Source organism: Mycobacterium asiaticum, assembly GCF_001673365.1.
Taxonomy (GTDB): Bacteria; Actinomycetota; Actinomycetes; order Mycobacteriales; family Mycobacteriaceae; genus Mycobacterium; species Mycobacterium asiaticum_A.
Genome location: NZ_LZLS01000073.1, coordinates 22,942 through 39,110, shown reverse-complemented (window position 1 = coordinate 39,110; position 16,169 = coordinate 22,942). Strand labels below are relative to the sequence as shown.

The 16,169-nt window shown below is 66.3% G+C and carries 12 protein-coding genes, 3 pseudogenes and 2 riboswitches; of the genes and pseudogenes, 5 read left to right on the top strand and 10 right to left on the bottom strand.

Going from position 1 to position 16,169, the window contains the following annotated elements:
- Positions 1–175: 175 nt before the first annotated feature.
- Together A5634_RS07825 and A5634_RS07820 are read right to left on the bottom strand one after the other, a co-directional pair.
- A pseudogene (locus A5634_RS07825) lies at positions 176–859 on the bottom strand (PLP-dependent transferase); the annotation flags it as partial.
- A gap of 126 nt (positions 860–985) precedes the next feature.
- A riboswitch (SAM riboswitch) is annotated at positions 986–1,104 on the bottom strand.
- Positions 1,105–1,199: 95 nt separating this feature from the next.
- Complete coding sequence (locus tag A5634_RS07820) at positions 1,200–1,997, bottom strand: alpha/beta fold hydrolase (RefSeq protein WP_253861514.1); 798 nt, start codon at positions 1,995–1,997, stop codon at positions 1,200–1,202.
- Positions 1,998–2,223: 226 nt separating this feature from the next.
- On the opposite strand from A5634_RS07820, the gene trpS reads away from it, so the two are divergent.
- Both trpS and yhjD read left to right on the top strand, forming a co-directional pair.
- Positions 2,224–3,246 carry a tryptophan--tRNA ligase gene (gene trpS / locus A5634_RS07815; RefSeq protein WP_065143481.1) on the top strand — a complete coding sequence of 341 codons (1,023 nt, stop codon included), beginning with the start codon at positions 2,224–2,226 and terminating at the stop codon, positions 3,244–3,246.
- 6 nt (positions 3,247–3,252) lie between these two features.
- A pseudogene (yhjD, locus tag A5634_RS07810) lies at positions 3,253–4,116 on the top strand (inner membrane protein YhjD); the annotation flags it as partial.
- Between the two features lie 168 nt (positions 4,117–4,284).
- On the opposite strand, the gene A5634_RS07805 reads toward yhjD, so the two are convergent.
- From A5634_RS07805 to A5634_RS07785, 5 genes are all read right to left on the bottom strand, one after another.
- Entirely contained in the window at positions 4,285–4,599 is a 315-nt protein-coding gene (locus A5634_RS07805; protein ID WP_065143479.1) for a DMT family transporter, read from the bottom strand.
- Positions 4,600–4,610: 11 nt separating this feature from the next.
- Positions 4,611–4,672, bottom strand: a riboswitch (guanidine-III (ykkC-III) riboswitch).
- 5 nt (positions 4,673–4,677) lie between these two features.
- Positions 4,678–5,799 carry an N-acetylglucosamine-6-phosphate deacetylase gene (gene nagA, locus A5634_RS07800; RefSeq protein WP_065143478.1) on the bottom strand — a complete coding sequence of 374 codons (1,122 nt, stop codon included), beginning with the start codon at positions 5,797–5,799 and terminating at the stop codon, positions 4,678–4,680.
- A complete protein-coding gene (locus tag A5634_RS07795) occupies positions 5,796–7,142 on the bottom strand; it encodes a sugar porter family MFS transporter (protein WP_065143485.1) in 1,347 nt (448 codons plus the stop codon). The genes nagA and A5634_RS07795 overlap by 4 nt, the downstream gene beginning before the upstream one ends.
- A complete protein-coding gene (locus A5634_RS07790; RefSeq protein ID WP_065143486.1) occupies positions 7,139–7,462 on the bottom strand; it encodes a hypothetical protein in 324 nt (107 codons plus the stop codon). The genes A5634_RS07795 and A5634_RS07790 overlap by 4 nt, the downstream gene beginning before the upstream one ends.
- Positions 7,463–7,472: 10 nt before the next feature.
- Complete coding sequence (locus A5634_RS07785) at positions 7,473–8,717, bottom strand: D-alanyl-D-alanine carboxypeptidase family protein (RefSeq protein WP_065143477.1); 1,245 nt, start codon at positions 8,715–8,717, stop codon at positions 7,473–7,475.
- A 111-nt stretch (positions 8,718–8,828) separates the two neighbouring features.
- On the opposite strand from A5634_RS07785, the gene A5634_RS07780 reads away from it, so the two are divergent.
- Both A5634_RS07780 and A5634_RS07775 read left to right on the top strand, forming a co-directional pair.
- Positions 8,829–9,410: a MerR family transcriptional regulator gene (locus A5634_RS07780; protein ID WP_065143476.1), complete on the top strand. Its 582-nt coding sequence runs from the start codon at positions 8,829–8,831 to the stop codon at positions 9,408–9,410.
- Positions 9,407–11,623: a VIT domain-containing protein gene (locus A5634_RS07775; protein WP_065143475.1), complete on the top strand. Its 2,217-nt coding sequence runs from the start codon at positions 9,407–9,409 to the stop codon at positions 11,621–11,623. Before A5634_RS07780 ends, A5634_RS07775 begins: the two co-directional genes overlap by 4 nt.
- A gap of 110 nt (positions 11,624–11,733) precedes the next feature.
- On the opposite strand, the gene A5634_RS07770 is transcribed toward A5634_RS07775, so the two are convergent.
- Entirely contained in the window at positions 11,734–13,059 is a 1,326-nt protein-coding gene (locus tag A5634_RS07770; protein WP_065143474.1) for an aspartate aminotransferase family protein, read from the bottom strand.
- Between the two features lie 50 nt (positions 13,060–13,109).
- Here A5634_RS07770 and A5634_RS07765 point away from each other — a divergent pair, with 50 nt between their 5' ends.
- Positions 13,110–14,012 carry a sigma-70 family RNA polymerase sigma factor gene (locus tag A5634_RS07765; protein ID WP_065143473.1) on the top strand — a complete coding sequence of 301 codons (903 nt, stop codon included), beginning with the start codon at positions 13,110–13,112 and terminating at the stop codon, positions 14,010–14,012.
- Here the strand turns inward: A5634_RS07765 and A5634_RS07760 are convergent, their stop codons facing one another.
- Both A5634_RS07760 and A5634_RS07755 read right to left on the bottom strand, forming a co-directional pair.
- Positions 14,013–15,464, bottom strand: a complete 1,452-nt coding sequence (locus A5634_RS07760) for a PE family protein (protein WP_065143472.1) — start codon at positions 15,462–15,464, stop codon at positions 14,013–14,015.
- Between the two features lie 84 nt (positions 15,465–15,548).
- A pseudogene (locus A5634_RS07755) lies at positions 15,549–16,142 on the bottom strand (carboxymuconolactone decarboxylase family protein); the annotation flags it as partial.
- Between the last annotated feature and the right edge of the window lie 27 nt (positions 16,143–16,169).

Genomic DNA, 16,169 nt, shown 5'->3' with positions numbered 1-16,169 from the left:
TGATCCAGCCGCTGGCCCACGGCGCCGACATCGTGGTGCACTCGGCCACCAAGTACCTGGGCGGGCACGGCTCGGCGATCGCCGGTGTCATCGTCGATGGCGGCACCTTCGACTGGACGCAAGGACGGTTCCCCGGCTTCACCACGCCGGACCCCAGCTACCACGGCGTCGTGTACGCCGAGCCGTGCCCGCCCAGGTACTTGGTGGCCGAGTGCACCACGATGTCGGCGCCGTGGGCCAGCGGCTGGATCAGATACGGCGTGCCGATGGTGTTGTCGACGATCAGCGGCACCCCGTTGCGGTGCGCAACCTCGGAAACCCCGGGGATGTCCAGCACGTCGATCTGTGGGTTGGAGATGGTCTCGGCGAAGAACGCCTTGGTGTTCGGCCGCACCGCCGCCTGCCAGGAGTCCAGGTCGTCGGGGTCCTCGACGAAGCTGACCTCGATGCCGAGCTTGGCCAGCGAATAGTGGAACAGGTTGTAGGTTCCGCCGTACAACCGCGGGCTGGACACGACGTGATCGCCGGCACCGGCCAGATTCAGGATGGCGAACGTCTCGGCGGCCTGGCCGGACGACAGGAACAACGCGGCCACCCCGCCCTCGAGCGCGGCGATGCGCTGTTCGACCACGTCGGTGGTCGGATTACCGATGCGGGTGTAGATGTTGCCCGGCTCCGCGAGCCCGAACAGGGCGGCGGCGTGCGCGACGTTGTTGAACGTGTACGACGTGGTCTGGTAGATCGGCAGGGCCCGGGCGTTGGTCGTCGGATCCGGTTGCTGGCCGGCGTGTACCTGCTTGGTTTCGAATGACCAATTTGCGGTCGGGTCGGTCTCGTTGCTGGTGTTTTCGGAGCTCACTCTGGTCGCTTTCTGGCTATGAGGAAGTGGCGGTTAGGCGAAGAGAGGCACAGCGGGAAGAGCCGAGTGGTTTTCAGAAGTGCACATCACGTTTCCCTGTCAGCTCAGGGGTCCCGGTTGACGGCGGACCCGCGCTTGCCGCGTAGCCGGTGCGGCTACTCAACCTGGTCATCACCCGGGGCACCCCACCGCGGTTGGAGGGTTGCCGGCCAGCAAGCCGGGGCTTGACGCTGGCGCTCATGACCGAACCGAAGAATATCGTATGGCGGCAGCCGGATGCCAATTCGACTGGTGACGGCGCTACCGGCCCTTTCCGGTGTCTCGCCGGTGTGTAGCGGGCTTAGCTGGCCGGCGGATCGATGGCGCGCCCGGCCTGCACGTGCTCGTCCAAGAAGTCCAGCATCACCTCGGTGACCCGGCCGGGCGCCTCGAACATCGGCACGTGGCCGACGTTGTCCAACTGGGTGAACCGGTGGTTGTCCGGCAGATGGTTGCGAAAGTGCGCACTGAACCTGGGGGACGGGACGATCCGGTCCTTCTCGCAGACAACGAGATGCGCCGGGACGGCGTTCTCGGCGAGTTCCTGCAGCCCGGGCATCAGCAGCGCTTTGACCAGCAATTGGAAATAGGCCGGGCAGTGCGCGACATCGTCGACGATGACGCTGAGTTCGCGCTCGCTGACCCCGTCGGGGCTGGCACTGATGGCATAGGTGGCCAACGGCCGGCTGAACGGAATGTGCAGCACCTTCGGTCCGAACAACCAGGCCAGCACCAGCATCGGTATGCCCAGGATGAATTTGGCGATCACCTCGAACTTGGCCGGGCTCCATCGTGTCCAGCCGCCGGCCGGGGCGATGCCGATGACACTGCGGGCGCGCCCGCGTCGTTCCAGCTCGAACGCCACCCAGCCGCCCAGCGAATTACCCACGATATGGGCGGTTTCCCAGCCCAGTTCGTCCATCTGCTGTTCGACGTGGTCGGCCAGAACCTGCGACGACAGGAAATAAGTGCCGGCGCGCGGACCGCCGTTGTGCCCCGCCATCGTGGGGGCGAAGACTTCGTAGCGTCCGGTGTCGGCGATTTGCTGGGCAACAACCTCCCACACCGTCTGGGACATCAGGAACGGGTGCAGCAGCAGGACCGGTTCGCCGGAGCCCAGGTGAATCGGCGCACGGGTGGCGGCGCCCGACGCGGGCTTACGCAGACTTCGCATATTTTCGACAGTAAATGCGGTACCGCCGGTATCGCAACCTGCCCCGAGCGCGCGTGCATCGCCGAGCGTGCGGCCAGCTTCACGCTCGGCGCCGAGCGTGCGGCCAGCTTCACGCTCGGATGGCCGGGGCACGTGAAAAGATCGGTGCACCATGAGCACCCCTACCGGAAGCCGCCGGATTTTCTCCGGCGTGCAGCCGACTTCCGATTCGCTTCATTTGGGCAACGCGCTTGGCGCGGTGACGCAATGGGTGGCGTTGCAGGACGGCTACGAGGCTTTTTTCTGCGTGGTGGACCTGCACGCGATCACCATCCCGCAGGATCCCGATGCGCTGCGCCGCCGCACGCTGATTACCGCCGCGCAATATCTGGCGCTGGGCATCGACCCGGCCCGCGCCACGATCTTCGTGCAGAGCCACGTGCCCGCCCACAGTCAGCTGTCCTGGGTGCTGGGCTGCTTCACCGGCTTCGGCCAGGCCTCGCGGATGACTCAGTTCAAGGACAAGTCGACCAAGCAGGGCGCCGATTCGACCACCGTCGGCCTGTTCACCTATCCGGTGTTGCAGGCCGCCGACGTGCTGGCCTACGACACCGATCTGGTGCCGGTAGGGGAGGACCAGCGTCAGCACCTGGAGCTCGCGCGCGATATCGCCCAGCGATTCAACAGCCGCTTCCCGGACACGTTCGTGGTACCCGACGTGCTGATCCCCAAGATCACCGCCAAGATCTACGACCTACAGGACCCCACGTCGAAGATGAGTAAGTCGGCGTCCACCGATGCCGGGTTGATCAGCCTGCTCGACGATCCGGCGAAGTCCGCCAAGAAGATTCGTTCGGCGGTCACCGACAGTGAACGCGATATCCGCTACGACCCGGTCGCCAAAGCCGGCGTGTCCAACTTGTTGAGCATTCAGTCGGCGGTCACCGGCGTTGGCATCGACGCCCTGGTCGACGGTTACGCCGGACGCGGCTACGGCGACCTGAAAAAGGACACCGCCGAAGCCGTCGTCGAATACGTCAGCCCGATCAAGGCGAGGGTGGACGGGCTGATGGGCGATCTGGCCGAGTTGGAGGCGGTGTTGGCCGCGGGGGCGCAGCGCGCCAACGATGTCGCCAGCAAAACCGTGCAGCGGGTTTACGATCGGTTAGGCTTCCTTCCTCAAAAAGGAATGTAGTGACCCATGAATGAGCAGGCCGAGCCCGGGTTTGTGGCCCGGCTGCGGGCCCGGCACGGTTGGCTCGATCATGTGTGGAAGGCCTACCAACGCTTCAGCGAGCAAAAGGGCACTTTCTTCGCGGCGGGGCTGACCTACTACACGATCTTCGCGATCTTTCCGTTGCTAATGGTCGGTTTCGCGGCGGCCGGCTACACGTTGTCGCGCCGGCCGGAGCTGTTGAACACCGTCGAGGACCGCATCAGGACGGCGGTGTCCGGTCAACTCGGGCAGCAGTTGGTCGATCTGATGACTTCGGCGATCGACGCGCGTACTTCGGTAGGCGTGATCGGGTTGCTCACCGCGACCTGGGCGGGCCTGGGCTGGATGTGGCATCTGCGGGAAGCGTTGAGCGAGATGTGGTTACAGGGGACCGATGAGGCGGGCTACCTACGCACCAAACTCTCCGATCTGCTCGCGATGCTGGGCACTTTCGTGGTGATCATGGCGACCGTGGCGTTGAGTGCGCTGGGACAGGCGAAGCCGATGGCCGCGCTGCTGAGATTGCTTCACATACCTGAGTTTTCGGTGTTCGACGAGATTTTCCGCGGCGTCTCGGTGCTGGTCTCATTGTTGGTGTCGTGGCTGCTGTTCACCTGGATGATCGCCCGGTTGCCGCGAGAGCCGGGCAGCTTCGTCACCTCGATGCGGGCCGGATTGATAGCGGCCGTCGGCTTCGAGTTGTTCAAGCAGTTGGGTTCGATCTATCTGCAGACGGTGCTGCGCAGTCCCGCGGGTGCAACGTTTGGGCCGGTGCTGGGCTTGATGGTGTTCGCGTTCGTCACCTGGTCGCTGCTGCTGTTCGCCACCGCGTGGGCCGCCACCGCCTCCGACGACGAACGCGAGACCTATGTGGATCCGCCCGCGCCCGCGATCATCAGCCCGCGCATCCAGGTTCAGGACGGCCCCAGCGCCAAACAGACTTTGACTGCGGTGGCCGCGGGAGCCGTTGGGGCGCTGACGGTTTCGCGACTATTCCGAAGACGGAGCTAACCCGGGCTAGCCGACCAGCTTGAGTCCGACGATGCAGGCGATCACCCCACCGATCAGCAAAAGCTTGACCGGTGAAGCGGTTTCGCTGCCGGCGAGTACTGCGTAGCCGACCGTGAGCACCGCGCCGATGCCGACCCACACCGCATAGCTGGTCCCGGTGGGCAGACTGCGCATCGCAAAAGCTAGCCCGCTCATCGAGAACAGCAGTGAGACAACGAAGATTGCCGACGGTGCCAATCGGGAGAAACCGTCGGATCTGCCCAGCGCGGTCGCCCACACCGCCTCGAGAACTCCCGACACAATCAGCACGAGCCAAGCCATGACACACCTCCACAGCGCCGTCTTTTCAGGCCGGGTACGGTGCGCCTCGTCCGGTGTCAGATATTGACTGGACCAATATTAGCAAACGGATTGCCACTGCCCCCCGGCCATCACCTGGCTTAGCTGTAGATCTTCTTCCAGCACAACAAGATTGGCCTCATAGTGCGGTCCGATGACACCGACCCGGTCCAGCCCGAGCACGCGGGCCGGTGTCGCCGAAACCGTCTGCACCGCCGCGGCGAGACCCGCACCAGTCGCCACGGCTCGAAACACCTGGTCCATGGTGGCGGTGCTGCCGGCGATGGTAGAGGTGCCGCGCACTCGTGCCACCCCCGAGGCGACGACGACCGGGACGGCCCCTAGCTGGTACTCGCCGTCGCCGCACCCGGCTGCTGCCGTCGCGTCGGTGATGACCGCGACCCGGTCGGGGCCGGCCGCAGCGATCACCGCGTTCACCACCTCGGGATGCACGTGCACCCCGTCGGCGATGAGTTCGACGGTCACTCGCGGATCCTGCAGAAGGGCCAACACGGGACCGGGATCGCGATGGTCCAACGGCGGCATCGCGTTGAACAGGTGGGTGCCGACGGTGGCGCCCAGCTCGAGGGCGCGCCTGGTCTGCTCGTACGTCGCATCCGTATGTCCGACGGCCACAACGGCTCCCGCGTCTATGAAGCGGCGGATCGCGTCGTCGCTGCCGGGAAGTTCGGGGGCCAGGGTGACCATCCGGACGGTGCCGTCGGCGGCATCGAGGATGGCGTCGATCTCCGCGGGGTCCGGGGGTCGCAGTTGGGTGTGATCGTGTGCGCCGCAACGCCCCCGGCTGAGCCACGGACCTTCCAGGTGGATGCCCGCGATGATGCCCTGCCGGGTGGCTTCGGCGAGCACCCCTATCGCCGATAGCAATTCGCCAGGGGCAGCGGTGACCAGGCTGGCCAGTGTGGTGGTGGTGCCGTGCCGGCGGTGGAAGGCGACGGTCGCCTCGACATCCCCGACCTGACCGGCGGTGAACGACGCACCACCGCCGCCATGTACGTGCATGTCGACAAAGCCTGGAACCACAACGGAATTCGGCAACTCGATGTCGGCGGGCCGGGACCCGGATCCGCATTCGAGAATGCGACGCCCCTGAGTGCGTACCCATCCAGGTCGGCAGACTTCGCCGTCGACGACGACGGTGCCGGCTTGGATCAGCGTCACGGCCAGCGGCCGCCGTTCTCCCAAAAGTGCCGGATCTCCTCAAGCTCACGGCCTTTGGTTTCCGGCGCGAACCGGTACACCACGACGAAGGCGACTACGGCGAAGAAGCCGAATACCGCGAACATGCCTGAGATTCCCAGCGCCTGCCGCATGGTCAAGGAGAAGCCAACCACCAGCGCGTTGGCCGTCAGGTTAGAAGTAAGCATCACACTCGACCCCACCGAGCGCAGGTGAGACGGAAAGCTCTCTCCGGCGAAAACCCAGACCAGCGAACCGAAACCGAGACTGAAGCCGACGAGGAACAGCAGCACGCCAACGAATCCCAGCGCCAGCGCCGGCGACCCGGTGGCGTTCGTGCCGATCAGGACGGCATCGGCGACGATCATCATCGCGATGCCGGACAACAGAATTGGGCGGCGTCCGGCCCGGTCGACCAGAAAGAGCGTCACACACACCGCCACCAAAGCGCCGACCTGCGCCATCGCCGGCAGGGCCAGCTTGGCGAAATAGCCGTGGAAACCCATGTCGCCGAACAGTTGTGGGCTGTATATGACGATCGCGTTGATCCCGGTGATCTGAACGAGGATATTGAGGGCGACGACAAACAGCGTGGCTCGTAGGTAAGGCGGTCGCAGCATCGCCAAAATGCCGCCGCCACTATGGTCTTCGGCTACCTCGGCGGCGATTTCGGCCAGCGCGCCGTCCACCGCCTCGGCGGGCTCGACACGCAATAGCGCCCGACGCGCGTCGGCGGCGCGGCCCTTGAGCAGGTACCACCGGGCAGTGTCGGGCATGCGCAGCAAGGCCGGTAGCAACAGCGTGGCCGGTACAGCGGCCAGCCCCAGCATCAATCGCCAACTCTGCGACCCGGCCAGCAGGTAGCCGGTGGTGTAGCCGATGATCAGGCCGCTGATCGTCGCCAGCTGATAGGAAGCCAGCAGCGACCCACGCACCGCGGCCGGGGCCGACTCGGCCACATAGACCGGGACCACCACCACCGACACTCCGATGGCGACACCGATCAGCAGGCGCGCGATCAGCAGCATCGGCATCGACACCGAGGTCGCGCCCAACACCGCGAACAGCGCATAGCCGACGGCGATGAGCACCATCGACTTCTGTCGGCCGATCGCGTTGGCGAGCACGCCGGCGCCGAGTGCACCCGCGATCTGGCCGATTACCACCATCGTGGCTACCAGTTGCTGTTGGCCGTCGGTCAGGTCGAATTCCGGGCGCAGAAACAGCAGCGCGCCGGCGATGCTGGACAGGTCGTAGCCGTAGAGGAGTCCGACACTGGCCGCGGTGAGCCCGACCAGCCAACCGCGCTTTCCGGGAGCGCTCAGACCTTTACCTTGTCTCTCAGGACCTTGATGACCGCGGCAGGGTCGTCGGGGGTGATGCATGGACGCACCCGACGACCGACGTGCAGGACCAGCAGGGTGGACTTGCGTCCCCGGCGAACGTCCAGCGGGAACCAGTAGCGCGGATCGGTGGCTCCCCAAATCCTGCCCTTGCCGGAGGCCCAGCCCATCTGCTTGCTCTTGATGCTCTGTATGGCGCTATAGGGGACCCGCTTGGACGTCGCGACAGGGAAGTAGTAGCGACGGATGGTGATTCCGTCCTCATCCAGCAGGAGGTTGGGGTCCTCGTACAAGGCGGTCATTTCGGAGAGCTTAATGCTCGTGACGGCCGTTCATCGAGCGTGCGACCAGGATCAATCCGAACACGACCATGGTGCCGATGACCGCGACACCGACCCTGATCGGCAGCGTGTCAGCCGATGACATCAGGCCCGCGGCTTGGTTGCTCTCCGGCGCACGGCTGGCCGGGCTCTCCCTGGTGACCAGCGACGGATCGGGTTCGACCAGCGAACCCACCTGCGTGCCCGCCGCGGTGCTGAACCCGTAGTCCAGCAAGTGTGCGGCCTGCTCCCACGGCGGGATCGGCTGCCGGGTGCCGTGCAGCAGCACCGCCATCAACCGGCGGCCGTTGCGGTTGGCTGCGCCGACGAAGGTCTGGCCGGCATCGTCGGTGTAGCCGGTCTTGCCGCCCATCGCGCCGGGGTAGTGGTAGAGCAGCTGATTGTCGTTTTCCAGCTCGTAGCCGGGATGTTCGCCGTGGCCGGGGAAGTCGAAGGTTCTGGTCGCGACGATGTCGGCGAAGACGGGGTTGCGCCAGGCGTACCGATAGAACAGACCCATGTCGTAGGCCGACGTGCTCATGCCCGGCCCGTCCAGTCCGGACGGCGTGGCGACCCGGGTGTCCCGGCCGCCCAGCTTGGCGGCCAGCAAATTGAGCTTTTCCAGCGCTTGCTGCATGCCGCCGAGTTGCATGGCCAGCGCGTGGGCGGCGTCGTTGCCCGAGTGCATCAGCAGGCCGTGCAGCAGCTGGTTGATGGTGTAGTTGCCGCCGGCCTCCACGCCGACCTTGGTTCCCTCGGCCGCCGCGTCGTCGTCGGTTCCCGCAACCACTTTGCTCTGGTTGAAGGCGTTGATGGACGCCATCGCGACCAGCACCTTGATGATGCTGGCGGGGCGGTGCCGACCGTGCGGGTCCCGGGTGGCGATGACGGCGCCGCTATCGAGGTCCGCGACCAGCCATGCTTCTGCCGAGATGTCGCCCGGAACCGGAGGAGTATCGGGCGCCGTGATGATGCCGCAGCCGCCTAGCGCATTGCCGCCGATCGGGGCGGGAGGCAACGCCAGCGGCAGCGGGGGATCGCCGGCGCGCGGGACTTCCGACGAGTCCACAGCGGGCGGAGTGTTGATCTTGTACGGGCAGTTCGTAGCCCCTGGATTGACCTCGGCGCTGGGCTCGGCCAGCGAAACTGGCAGGCCGAGCGCGCCGGGCCCGGCAACCGCGAAAAGCGCTGCGGCCAGGCACGATGCGGCACGTAAGGAGGTCCGTTTGAAGGGCATCGCTGAGCAGACTAAGTGATTCGTCACGGGATCGCAGGTCGCCGCGCTGTGACGGATGAGGTTTCCGGGATTTGACAGTGTCTGTTTCACGTATGACACTGTCAAATAACTATGCAACTCCTCACGATTACTGAGTTCGCCGCTGCGGCCGCCCGCGCGGTGCAAGCCTCGGGCGCCGCGCCGGACAACCGTCAGGCCAAGGCCGTCCCGGCCGAGCGGATGGTGCGCTACTACACCGCGCGGGGACTGCTGCCGCGCCCGGGCACCAAGGGTCGCGCGTTGATGTACGGGCGGACGCACCTGATGCGGTTGGTCGCCATCAAACGGATGCAGGGCCAGGGGCTATCGCTTGACGAGATCGCCGAACGGTTGCAGGCGATGTCGCCCGCGGAGGTGGAGTCGCTGGCCGCGATCCCGTCGGATGCTCTGCCGGCGGACCTCGGCGATCCCGACCCTGCCCCCGAACCCGCACGCGCGGCCGGCTCGTTTTGGCGGACCGCGCCCGCGGTAGCCCAGACACCTGCGGCGCCTGCCGTGCGAAACCTTCAGGCCGTGCGGCTTTCCGACACTGTCACATTGCTGCTCGACGAATCCGCCGGGCCGTTAGGGGCATTGCCACCGATTGACTCGCTGCGCCGCGCCGCCGCGCCGCTGCTGGACCTGCTCACCAATCCGCGAAAGGACTCGCTATGACTTTGCCCCTGTTGTCCGGTCAATCCGTTCAACCGGTCCTGCCGGGCAGGCCTGGCTGCGGTGAGTTGACCGGACCGGACGGTCGGGCCCTGCCGCTGCGCGAGCTCAGCCTCGACACCGCCATCGTCGGCATGACCGCCACCTCCACCGTGCGGCAGCGGTTCGTCAACGCCGGGGACACCGCCATCGAGGCCACCTACGTGTTCCCGCTGCCGCCCCGCGCCGGCGTCACCGACTTCGTCGCGGATCTCGCCGGGCGTCGGGTCGTCGGTGTCCTCAAGGAACGCGGACAGGCCCGCGCCGACTACGAGCAGGCATTGGTATCCGGCCAACGCGCCGCAATCGTGGAGGAGGACCGCCCCGACGTGTTCTCGGTGCGCGTGGGCAACCTCGGGCCCGGTGAGGAAGCCACCGTCGAGATGCGGTTGACCGGGCCGTTGGCGTTCGAGGACGGCGAAGCCACGTTCCGGTTTCCGCTGGTGGTCGCGCCGCGATACACCGCTGGAACGCCGCTGCCGGGTGATCAGACCGGCACGGGCGTTGCCTCCGATACCGATGCGGTGCCCGACGCGTCCCGGGTCACCCCGCCGCGTCTCATCGACACCGACGAACGCCCAGAAGTGCGGATCTCGCTGACTCTCGACGGCGCTGGCCTGACCGTCTCCGATCTGCGGTCCAGCCTGCCCACCAAGGTTTACGACGCTGAGGGGCTCACGCGGTTGCAGGTGGAGGCGGGCGCGCGCGCCGACCGGGACTTCGTGCTGCGGTTCCGGGTCGACCGTAGCGGTGTGTCCTCCTCGGCGGTGCTGGTGCCGGACGCCGATGGCGACGAGGGCACCTGGTCGGTGACGCTGCTGCCGCCGACCGAAACATCAAGCACGCCACGCGATGTCGTGGTTGTGCTGGACCGTTCCGGATCCATGCACGGCTGGAAGATGGTCGCCGCGCGCCGGGCCGCGGGACGCATCGTGGACATGCTCGATGTAGGGGACCGGTTCTGCGTGTTGGCTTTCGACGACCGGATCGACACACCCGGGCACCTGCCTTCGGGGCTGGTCGAGGCATCTGACCGCAACCGGTTCGCCGCCTCGTCCTGGCTGGGTTCGTTGGAAAGCCGCGGCGGGACCGCGATGGCCGAGCCGCTGTACAGGGCGGTGGAAATGCTGGCCGGCTCCGGTGCCGAGCGGCAAGCCAGCGTGGTCTTGGTGACCGACGGCCAAATCAGCGGTGAGGACCACTTGTTGTCCACGCTGGCCCCGGCGGTCGGGAGCACCCGCATCTACTGCGTGGGCATCGACCGTGCCGTGAACGCCGGAATGCTGGACCGCCTGGCGCGCTTGGGCAACGGACGATCCGAACTTGTCGAATCCGAGGAGCGCCTGGACGAGACAATGGCGCGGCTCGCCCGCACTATCGGGCGCCCGGCGCTGACTTCGGTGCGCGTCAGCGCGCGCGGTGTATCGATCGTCGAGGGTTCGGTGACGCCGAGCCTGCTGCCCGACGCCTTCGCCGGGGTGCCGTGCGTGATCTCCGGGCGGTATCGCGGTCGCGCGGACGCGGTCTTTCGCGTGGAGGCCGACGATTCGTTCTGGGCCGAAGTGCCGGGGCTCGTGACGCCGGAAGCCGTTGCCGTGCGCACGATTTGGGCGCGCTCGGTGGTGCGCGACCTGGAGGACGAGTACGCCTCGTACCCCGGCGACGACGAGCTGGCGCAACGGCTGGTGGCGCACTCCATCTCGTTCGGGGTGCTGTCGCGGTTCACCGCGTTCGTCGCGATCGACCCCGAACGCACCGAGGCCGGCCCGTTGACCGAGGTGATTCAGCCCGTCGAGGAGCCGTCGGGATGGGCGTCGAATGTGGGGTTCGTGGCCGCTCGTGCCTGCGCCATGCCGCCACCCGCCGGAGCCATGCCGGAACTGATAGCGCCCGCGCCTGAGAAGCCGACGTCGCTGCGCCCGCTGGACAAGCTGCTCAAGCGGGTGGAGAAAAGCGTCCAGGTGCGGCGTTCCGGCCTCGATGCGGTGCTCGCCGAACTGAAGCAGCACCGCGACGCCGAGTCCGAGCCCGAGTTGCGCGCCGCCCTCGACCAGTTGTGCGTGGCTCTCGCGCGGTTCTTGCGGGACCCGAAACAGTCCCGGCAGTTGCTGGTCGCAATTGACGCGGTCAAGCGGGCGTTGGGTGCTGCCGGCGAGCCGCGCAAGCGGCGCTTCTGACCTAGTCTTCCTGGCCTCCCGCCGTTCTGCCGGGCGGCGCCAAGGTGCGCGGAGTGCCAGCCCTAGCGGCGTGTCGGCGCGCATCGGTGCACGCTCGCGCAAGATGCGCGTCAGCCCACGCTGATATCGCTGAGGACGCCGCGCAGGATCGACTCGATGGTGTCGAACTCGTCATGCCCGCTGATCAACGGTGGGGCGAGCTGTATGACGGAGTCGCCGCGGTCGTCGGTGCGGCAGTACAGCCCGGCCTCGAACATCGCCGCGGACACCTGGCCCAGCAATGCCGAGCGTTCGTCATCGGTGAAGGTCTCCTTGGTCGCCTGGTCCTTGACGAGTTCGACGCCGAAGAAGAATCCTTCGCCACGGACATCGCCGACGATGGGCAGGTCGTAGAGCTTCTCCAGCGTGGCGCGCAGCGCGGGGGAGTGTTGTTTGACGTGGTCGTTGAGACCTTCGCGCTCGAAGATGTCGAGGTTGGCCAATCCGACGGCCGTCGAGACGGGATGCCCGCCGAAGGTGTAGCCGTGCGGGAACATCGTCTTGCCGTCGTTGAAGGGCTCGAAAAGCCGATCGCTGGCGATCATCGCGCCCAGCGGCGAGTATCCCGACGTCAACCCCTTAGCGCAGGTGATCATGTCGGGTACGTAGCCAAAGTCGTTGCAGGCGAACATCGATCCGATCCGGCCGAACGCGCAGATGACCTCGTCGGAGACGAGCAGCACGTCGTAGAAGTCGCAGATTTCGCGGACCCGCTCGAAATAGCCCGGCGGCGGCGGGATCGACCCACCGGCGTTCTGTACGGGTTCCAAGAAGACCGCGGCGACGGTGTCGGGTCCTTCGAACTCGATTGCCTCGGCGATCCGGTCGGCAGCCCAGCGGCCAAAGTCTTTGGCGTCCAGAGCATATGGCTCGGGAGCGCGGTAGAAGTTCGTGTTCGGCACCCGAAATCCACCCGGGGTCACCGGCTCGAACGGGGCGGTGAACTTTGGCAGTCCGGTGATCGCCAGCGCGCCCTGCGTGGTGCCGTGGTAGGCGACCGATCGCGAAATGACTTTGTGCTTACCGGGTTTGCCGGTCAGCTTGAAGTACTGCTTGGCCACCTTCCACGCCGTTTCCACGGCTTCGGTCCCACCGGTGGTGAAGAACACCCGATTGAGGTCTGCCGGGGCGTAACCGGCGATGCGCTCGGCGAGCTCGATCGCGGTCGGGGTGGCGTATGCCCACAGTGGAAAGAACGCCAACGTCTCGGCTTGACGCGCGGCGACCTGCGCGAGTTCGGTACGGCCATGACCGACCTGCACCACAAACAGACCGGACAGCGCGTCGAGGTAGCTCTTGCCGCGGTCGTCGTAGATGGTGACGCCTTCGCCCCGGGTGATGACCGGCGGGGTGAAGTCCGGACCATGCCGGGTGAAATGCAGCCAGAGGTTCCTCATTCGACAAATGTTAGGGACCGGTGTCGGACTCGCGGCGTTAGGCTCGAAACATGGTTGTTGCCCAGCAGGTCTCGGACTTCGAGGCGCTACGGCCCCACCTGATGTCGGTTGCATACCGGCTAACCGGCACCGTGGCCGATGCCGAGGACATCGTGCAGGACGCCTGGTTGCGGTGGAGCACCCAGGACGGCCCGATCAATGATTTGCGGGCCTGGTTGACGACGGTCGTGAGCCGATTGGGGCTGGACAAGTTGCGTTCTGCGGCGCACCGACGCGAGTCGTATACGGGCAATTGGTTGCCCGAGCCGGTGGTTACCGGATTCGATACTGCCGACCCGCTGTCAGCGGTGGTGGCCGCCGAGGACGCCCGGTTCGCGGCCATGGTGGTGCTGGAAAAGCTGAGTCCCGACCAGCGGGTGGCGTTCGTGCTGCACGACGGCTTCTCGGTGCCGTTCGCCGAGGTGGCCGATGTGCTCGGCATCAACGAAGCCTCCGCCCGTCAGCTGGCGTCCCGGGCCCGAAAGGCGGTCGCGGCGGCACCGCCGCCCGAGCCGGATCCTTCGCATGCGGAGGTGGTCGGCCGGCTGATGGCCGCGATGGCCTCCGGCGATCTTGACGCCGTGATCTCGCTGCTGCACCCCGACGTGATCTTCACCGGCGACGCGAACGGCCGGACGTCGACGGCGGTACAGGTGATCCACGGCGCGGACAAGGTGGTTCGCTTCATGCTCGGTCTGGCCAACAGGTACGGCCCCGCGTTCTACACGGCCAACCAGTTGGCGTTGGTGAATGGGGAATTGGGTTCCTACACCCCGGGATTCGCCGGTGTGGACGGTGGCCGGGACATGGCCCCGCGCATCACGGCGATGACCGTGCGCGACGGAAAGGTCTGCGCGCTTTGGGATATCGCCAACCCGGACAAGTTCACCGGGTCTCCGCTGCGGCCGTCGTAGTTACCGCAGCACGATGCCGGAGGCCTGGCCCAGGGTGATCTGCTGACCACCGGGCGCCACGTATTCGTTGAGGGGCGCAGGCCCGTAGATGCCGTAGATCGGGGCGGCCGGGGTACCGCCGCCGAAGATGTCGTTGATCCAGCCGTTGGACAGCGTGTAGACCGCGGCGGTGTTGCCGGGCGGGGAGAATCCGGTGACAAGTTGCAGGACCAGGTCGATGACGGGACCGTTGCCGAGCATGGAGTCGACGTGCGAGCCGTTGACCAGCGTGACGCCGGAGAACTGGTTGGGATACAGACTGGCCAGTTGGCTCGTCGTAACGCCGGAGGCGTTCCACGGCTGCGGCGGTGCAGCCACCACGTAGATGGGCACATTGGCCGCCTGCAGGTTGGTGACCGCAGCCCCGAATGCGGTGGCATTGTTGGCGACGCCGTCGAACATCACCACACCACGTAGGTGGTTGGTGCCCGTCCCGAGGGCCGCGAGATAATTGCCGCCGGCGATCGAGGTCAGGCCGCCGCCGGCGGAATGTCCGGACAGGATGAAGTCCTGCGGCAACGTGCCGGTGAAACCGGCTTGGTGAGCGCTAAGGTTCAGCGCCGGCTGGCTGCCCAAGAACAACGAGCCCACGCCCTGCTGCATCTCCGGGCTGTTCAACCAAATCCCCAACGGCAACGGAATCGACGGGATGGTGGGCGTGGCAATGACGCTATTGGTTTGCTGCGACATCTGCAGGGCCAGCGGCTGGTAAAGCCAGCCAAATGCGCCGAAGCCGTGCTGCAGATAGGTGACATGCGTGGGGCTCACCGCACCGGTCGCCTGAACCGGGGAGTACCACAACGTGGGCGCGGGATAGCTGATCGGGCCGAGCGGAATTCCCAGGAAAGAGGCCTGACCCAGCGGAATCTGCAGAAAGGAGAACCCGATCTTGACACCGGTGACCCCGTTGGTGGTCGGCGCAGATAGCGCCACGGTTGAGGGAAAGTTGACCACCCCACCCAGGCCTACCGCGTTCGTCGCCGCATTGAGCAACGCCGACAGCGTTGCTCCGTACCTGCCCAACGGCCCAGCCCAGGCCCCGCCGAACAGGGGACGCCCAATCAGCTGCTCTACGGGTGCGAAGAAACCTGAACCCTCGACTTGTTGCAAAAGTGCTTGCAGCGGCGCCACGTTCGCGGCTTCGGCGGCGGCATAAGCGGCACCGGCCGCACTCAGCGCCTGTTCGAACTGGGTCTGAAACAACGACGTCTGCGCGGTCAGCGCCTGAAATTCCTCGGCGTAGTTGCCGAACAGTCTTGCGACAGCGGCCGAAATCTCGTCGCCCGCGGCGGTGACGATAGTCGTCGTCGAGGGTGCGGCGCCGGCGGCGGCCCGCTTGAGGACGTCCCCGATCCCGGTCAGGTCCTTTGCCGCCGCGGCAAGAGCCTCCGGAGCAGTGATCACGTACGACATCGGCAGCCCTCATCTCGGCCAGCGCAACAACACTGCGACGAAATGTTAGCCATGCAGACCGGCCGTTGCTGGTCTTTCAGTGGTTCAGGCGTTGGCCCAGGGCACCCGGCACGAATCACCGGAATTGAAGCCCTGTTCGGTGATGCCGAGCGCCGAATACATCCGGGCGCGCATGTTCTCGATGCCGACCTGGTAGGTCAGTTCGATCACCCCGGCCTCACCGAACCGGGCGCGCAGATCTTCGACCTGCTCGTCGGTCACCGAATGCGGATCGGTGGTCATCGCGTTGGCGTAGGCGATGGCGGCGCGCTCGTCGTCGCTGAAGGCCGGCGAGGTGGCGTACTGATCGATGTCCTTCAACCGGTCGATATCCAGGCCGTCCAGTCGCTGCAACATGGACCCGAAGTCCACACACCACGAGCAGCCGACGGTTCGGGCGGTCCAGAACACCGCCAGCTCACGCACGCTGGTGGGCAACGTTCGGGACGCGCTCTGCAGCATGGTCTCGTGCACAGCGTTGGCGACCAGCAAGCGCGGGTGGTGGGCGGCCACCGCGAACGGCTCGGGGACCTCGCCGAACCGTCGCTTTGCGACCCGGTACATGGTGCGGACCAGCAGCCCAGCGCGCTTGGGGGACAGGGGATCGATGCGGGTTTTCTGTGTCATACCAATCAGACGAGCCAGCCCGCGAAAGTGTGACAACCC

Coding starts and splice junctions, on each gene's coding strand:
- A5634_RS07780 (WP_065143476.1), top strand. CDS start 8,829: ATGCAACTCCTCACGATTACTGAGTTCGCCGCTGCGGCCGCCCGCGCG.
- trpS (WP_065143481.1), top strand. CDS start 2,224: ATGAGCACCCCTACCGGAAGCCGCCGGATTTTCTCCGGCGTGCAGCCG.
- A5634_RS07765 (WP_065143473.1), top strand. CDS start 13,110: ATGGTTGTTGCCCAGCAGGTCTCGGACTTCGAGGCGCTACGGCCCCAC.
- A5634_RS07790 (WP_065143486.1), bottom strand. CDS start 7,462: ATGACCGCCTTGTACGAGGACCCCAACCTCCTGCTGGATGAGGACGGA.
- A5634_RS07760 (WP_065143472.1), bottom strand. CDS start 15,464: ATGTCGTACGTGATCACTGCTCCGGAGGCTCTTGCCGCGGCGGCAAAG.
- A5634_RS07805 (WP_065143479.1), bottom strand. CDS start 4,599: ATGGCTTGGCTCGTGCTGATTGTGTCGGGAGTTCTCGAGGCGGTGTGG.
- A5634_RS07785 (WP_065143477.1), bottom strand. CDS start 8,717: ATGCCCTTCAAACGGACCTCCTTACGTGCCGCATCGTGCCTGGCCGCA.
- A5634_RS07775 (WP_065143475.1), top strand. CDS start 9,407: ATGACTTTGCCCCTGTTGTCCGGTCAATCCGTTCAACCGGTCCTGCCG.
- A5634_RS07770 (WP_065143474.1), bottom strand. CDS start 13,059: ATGAGGAACCTCTGGCTGCATTTCACCCGGCATGGTCCGGACTTCACC.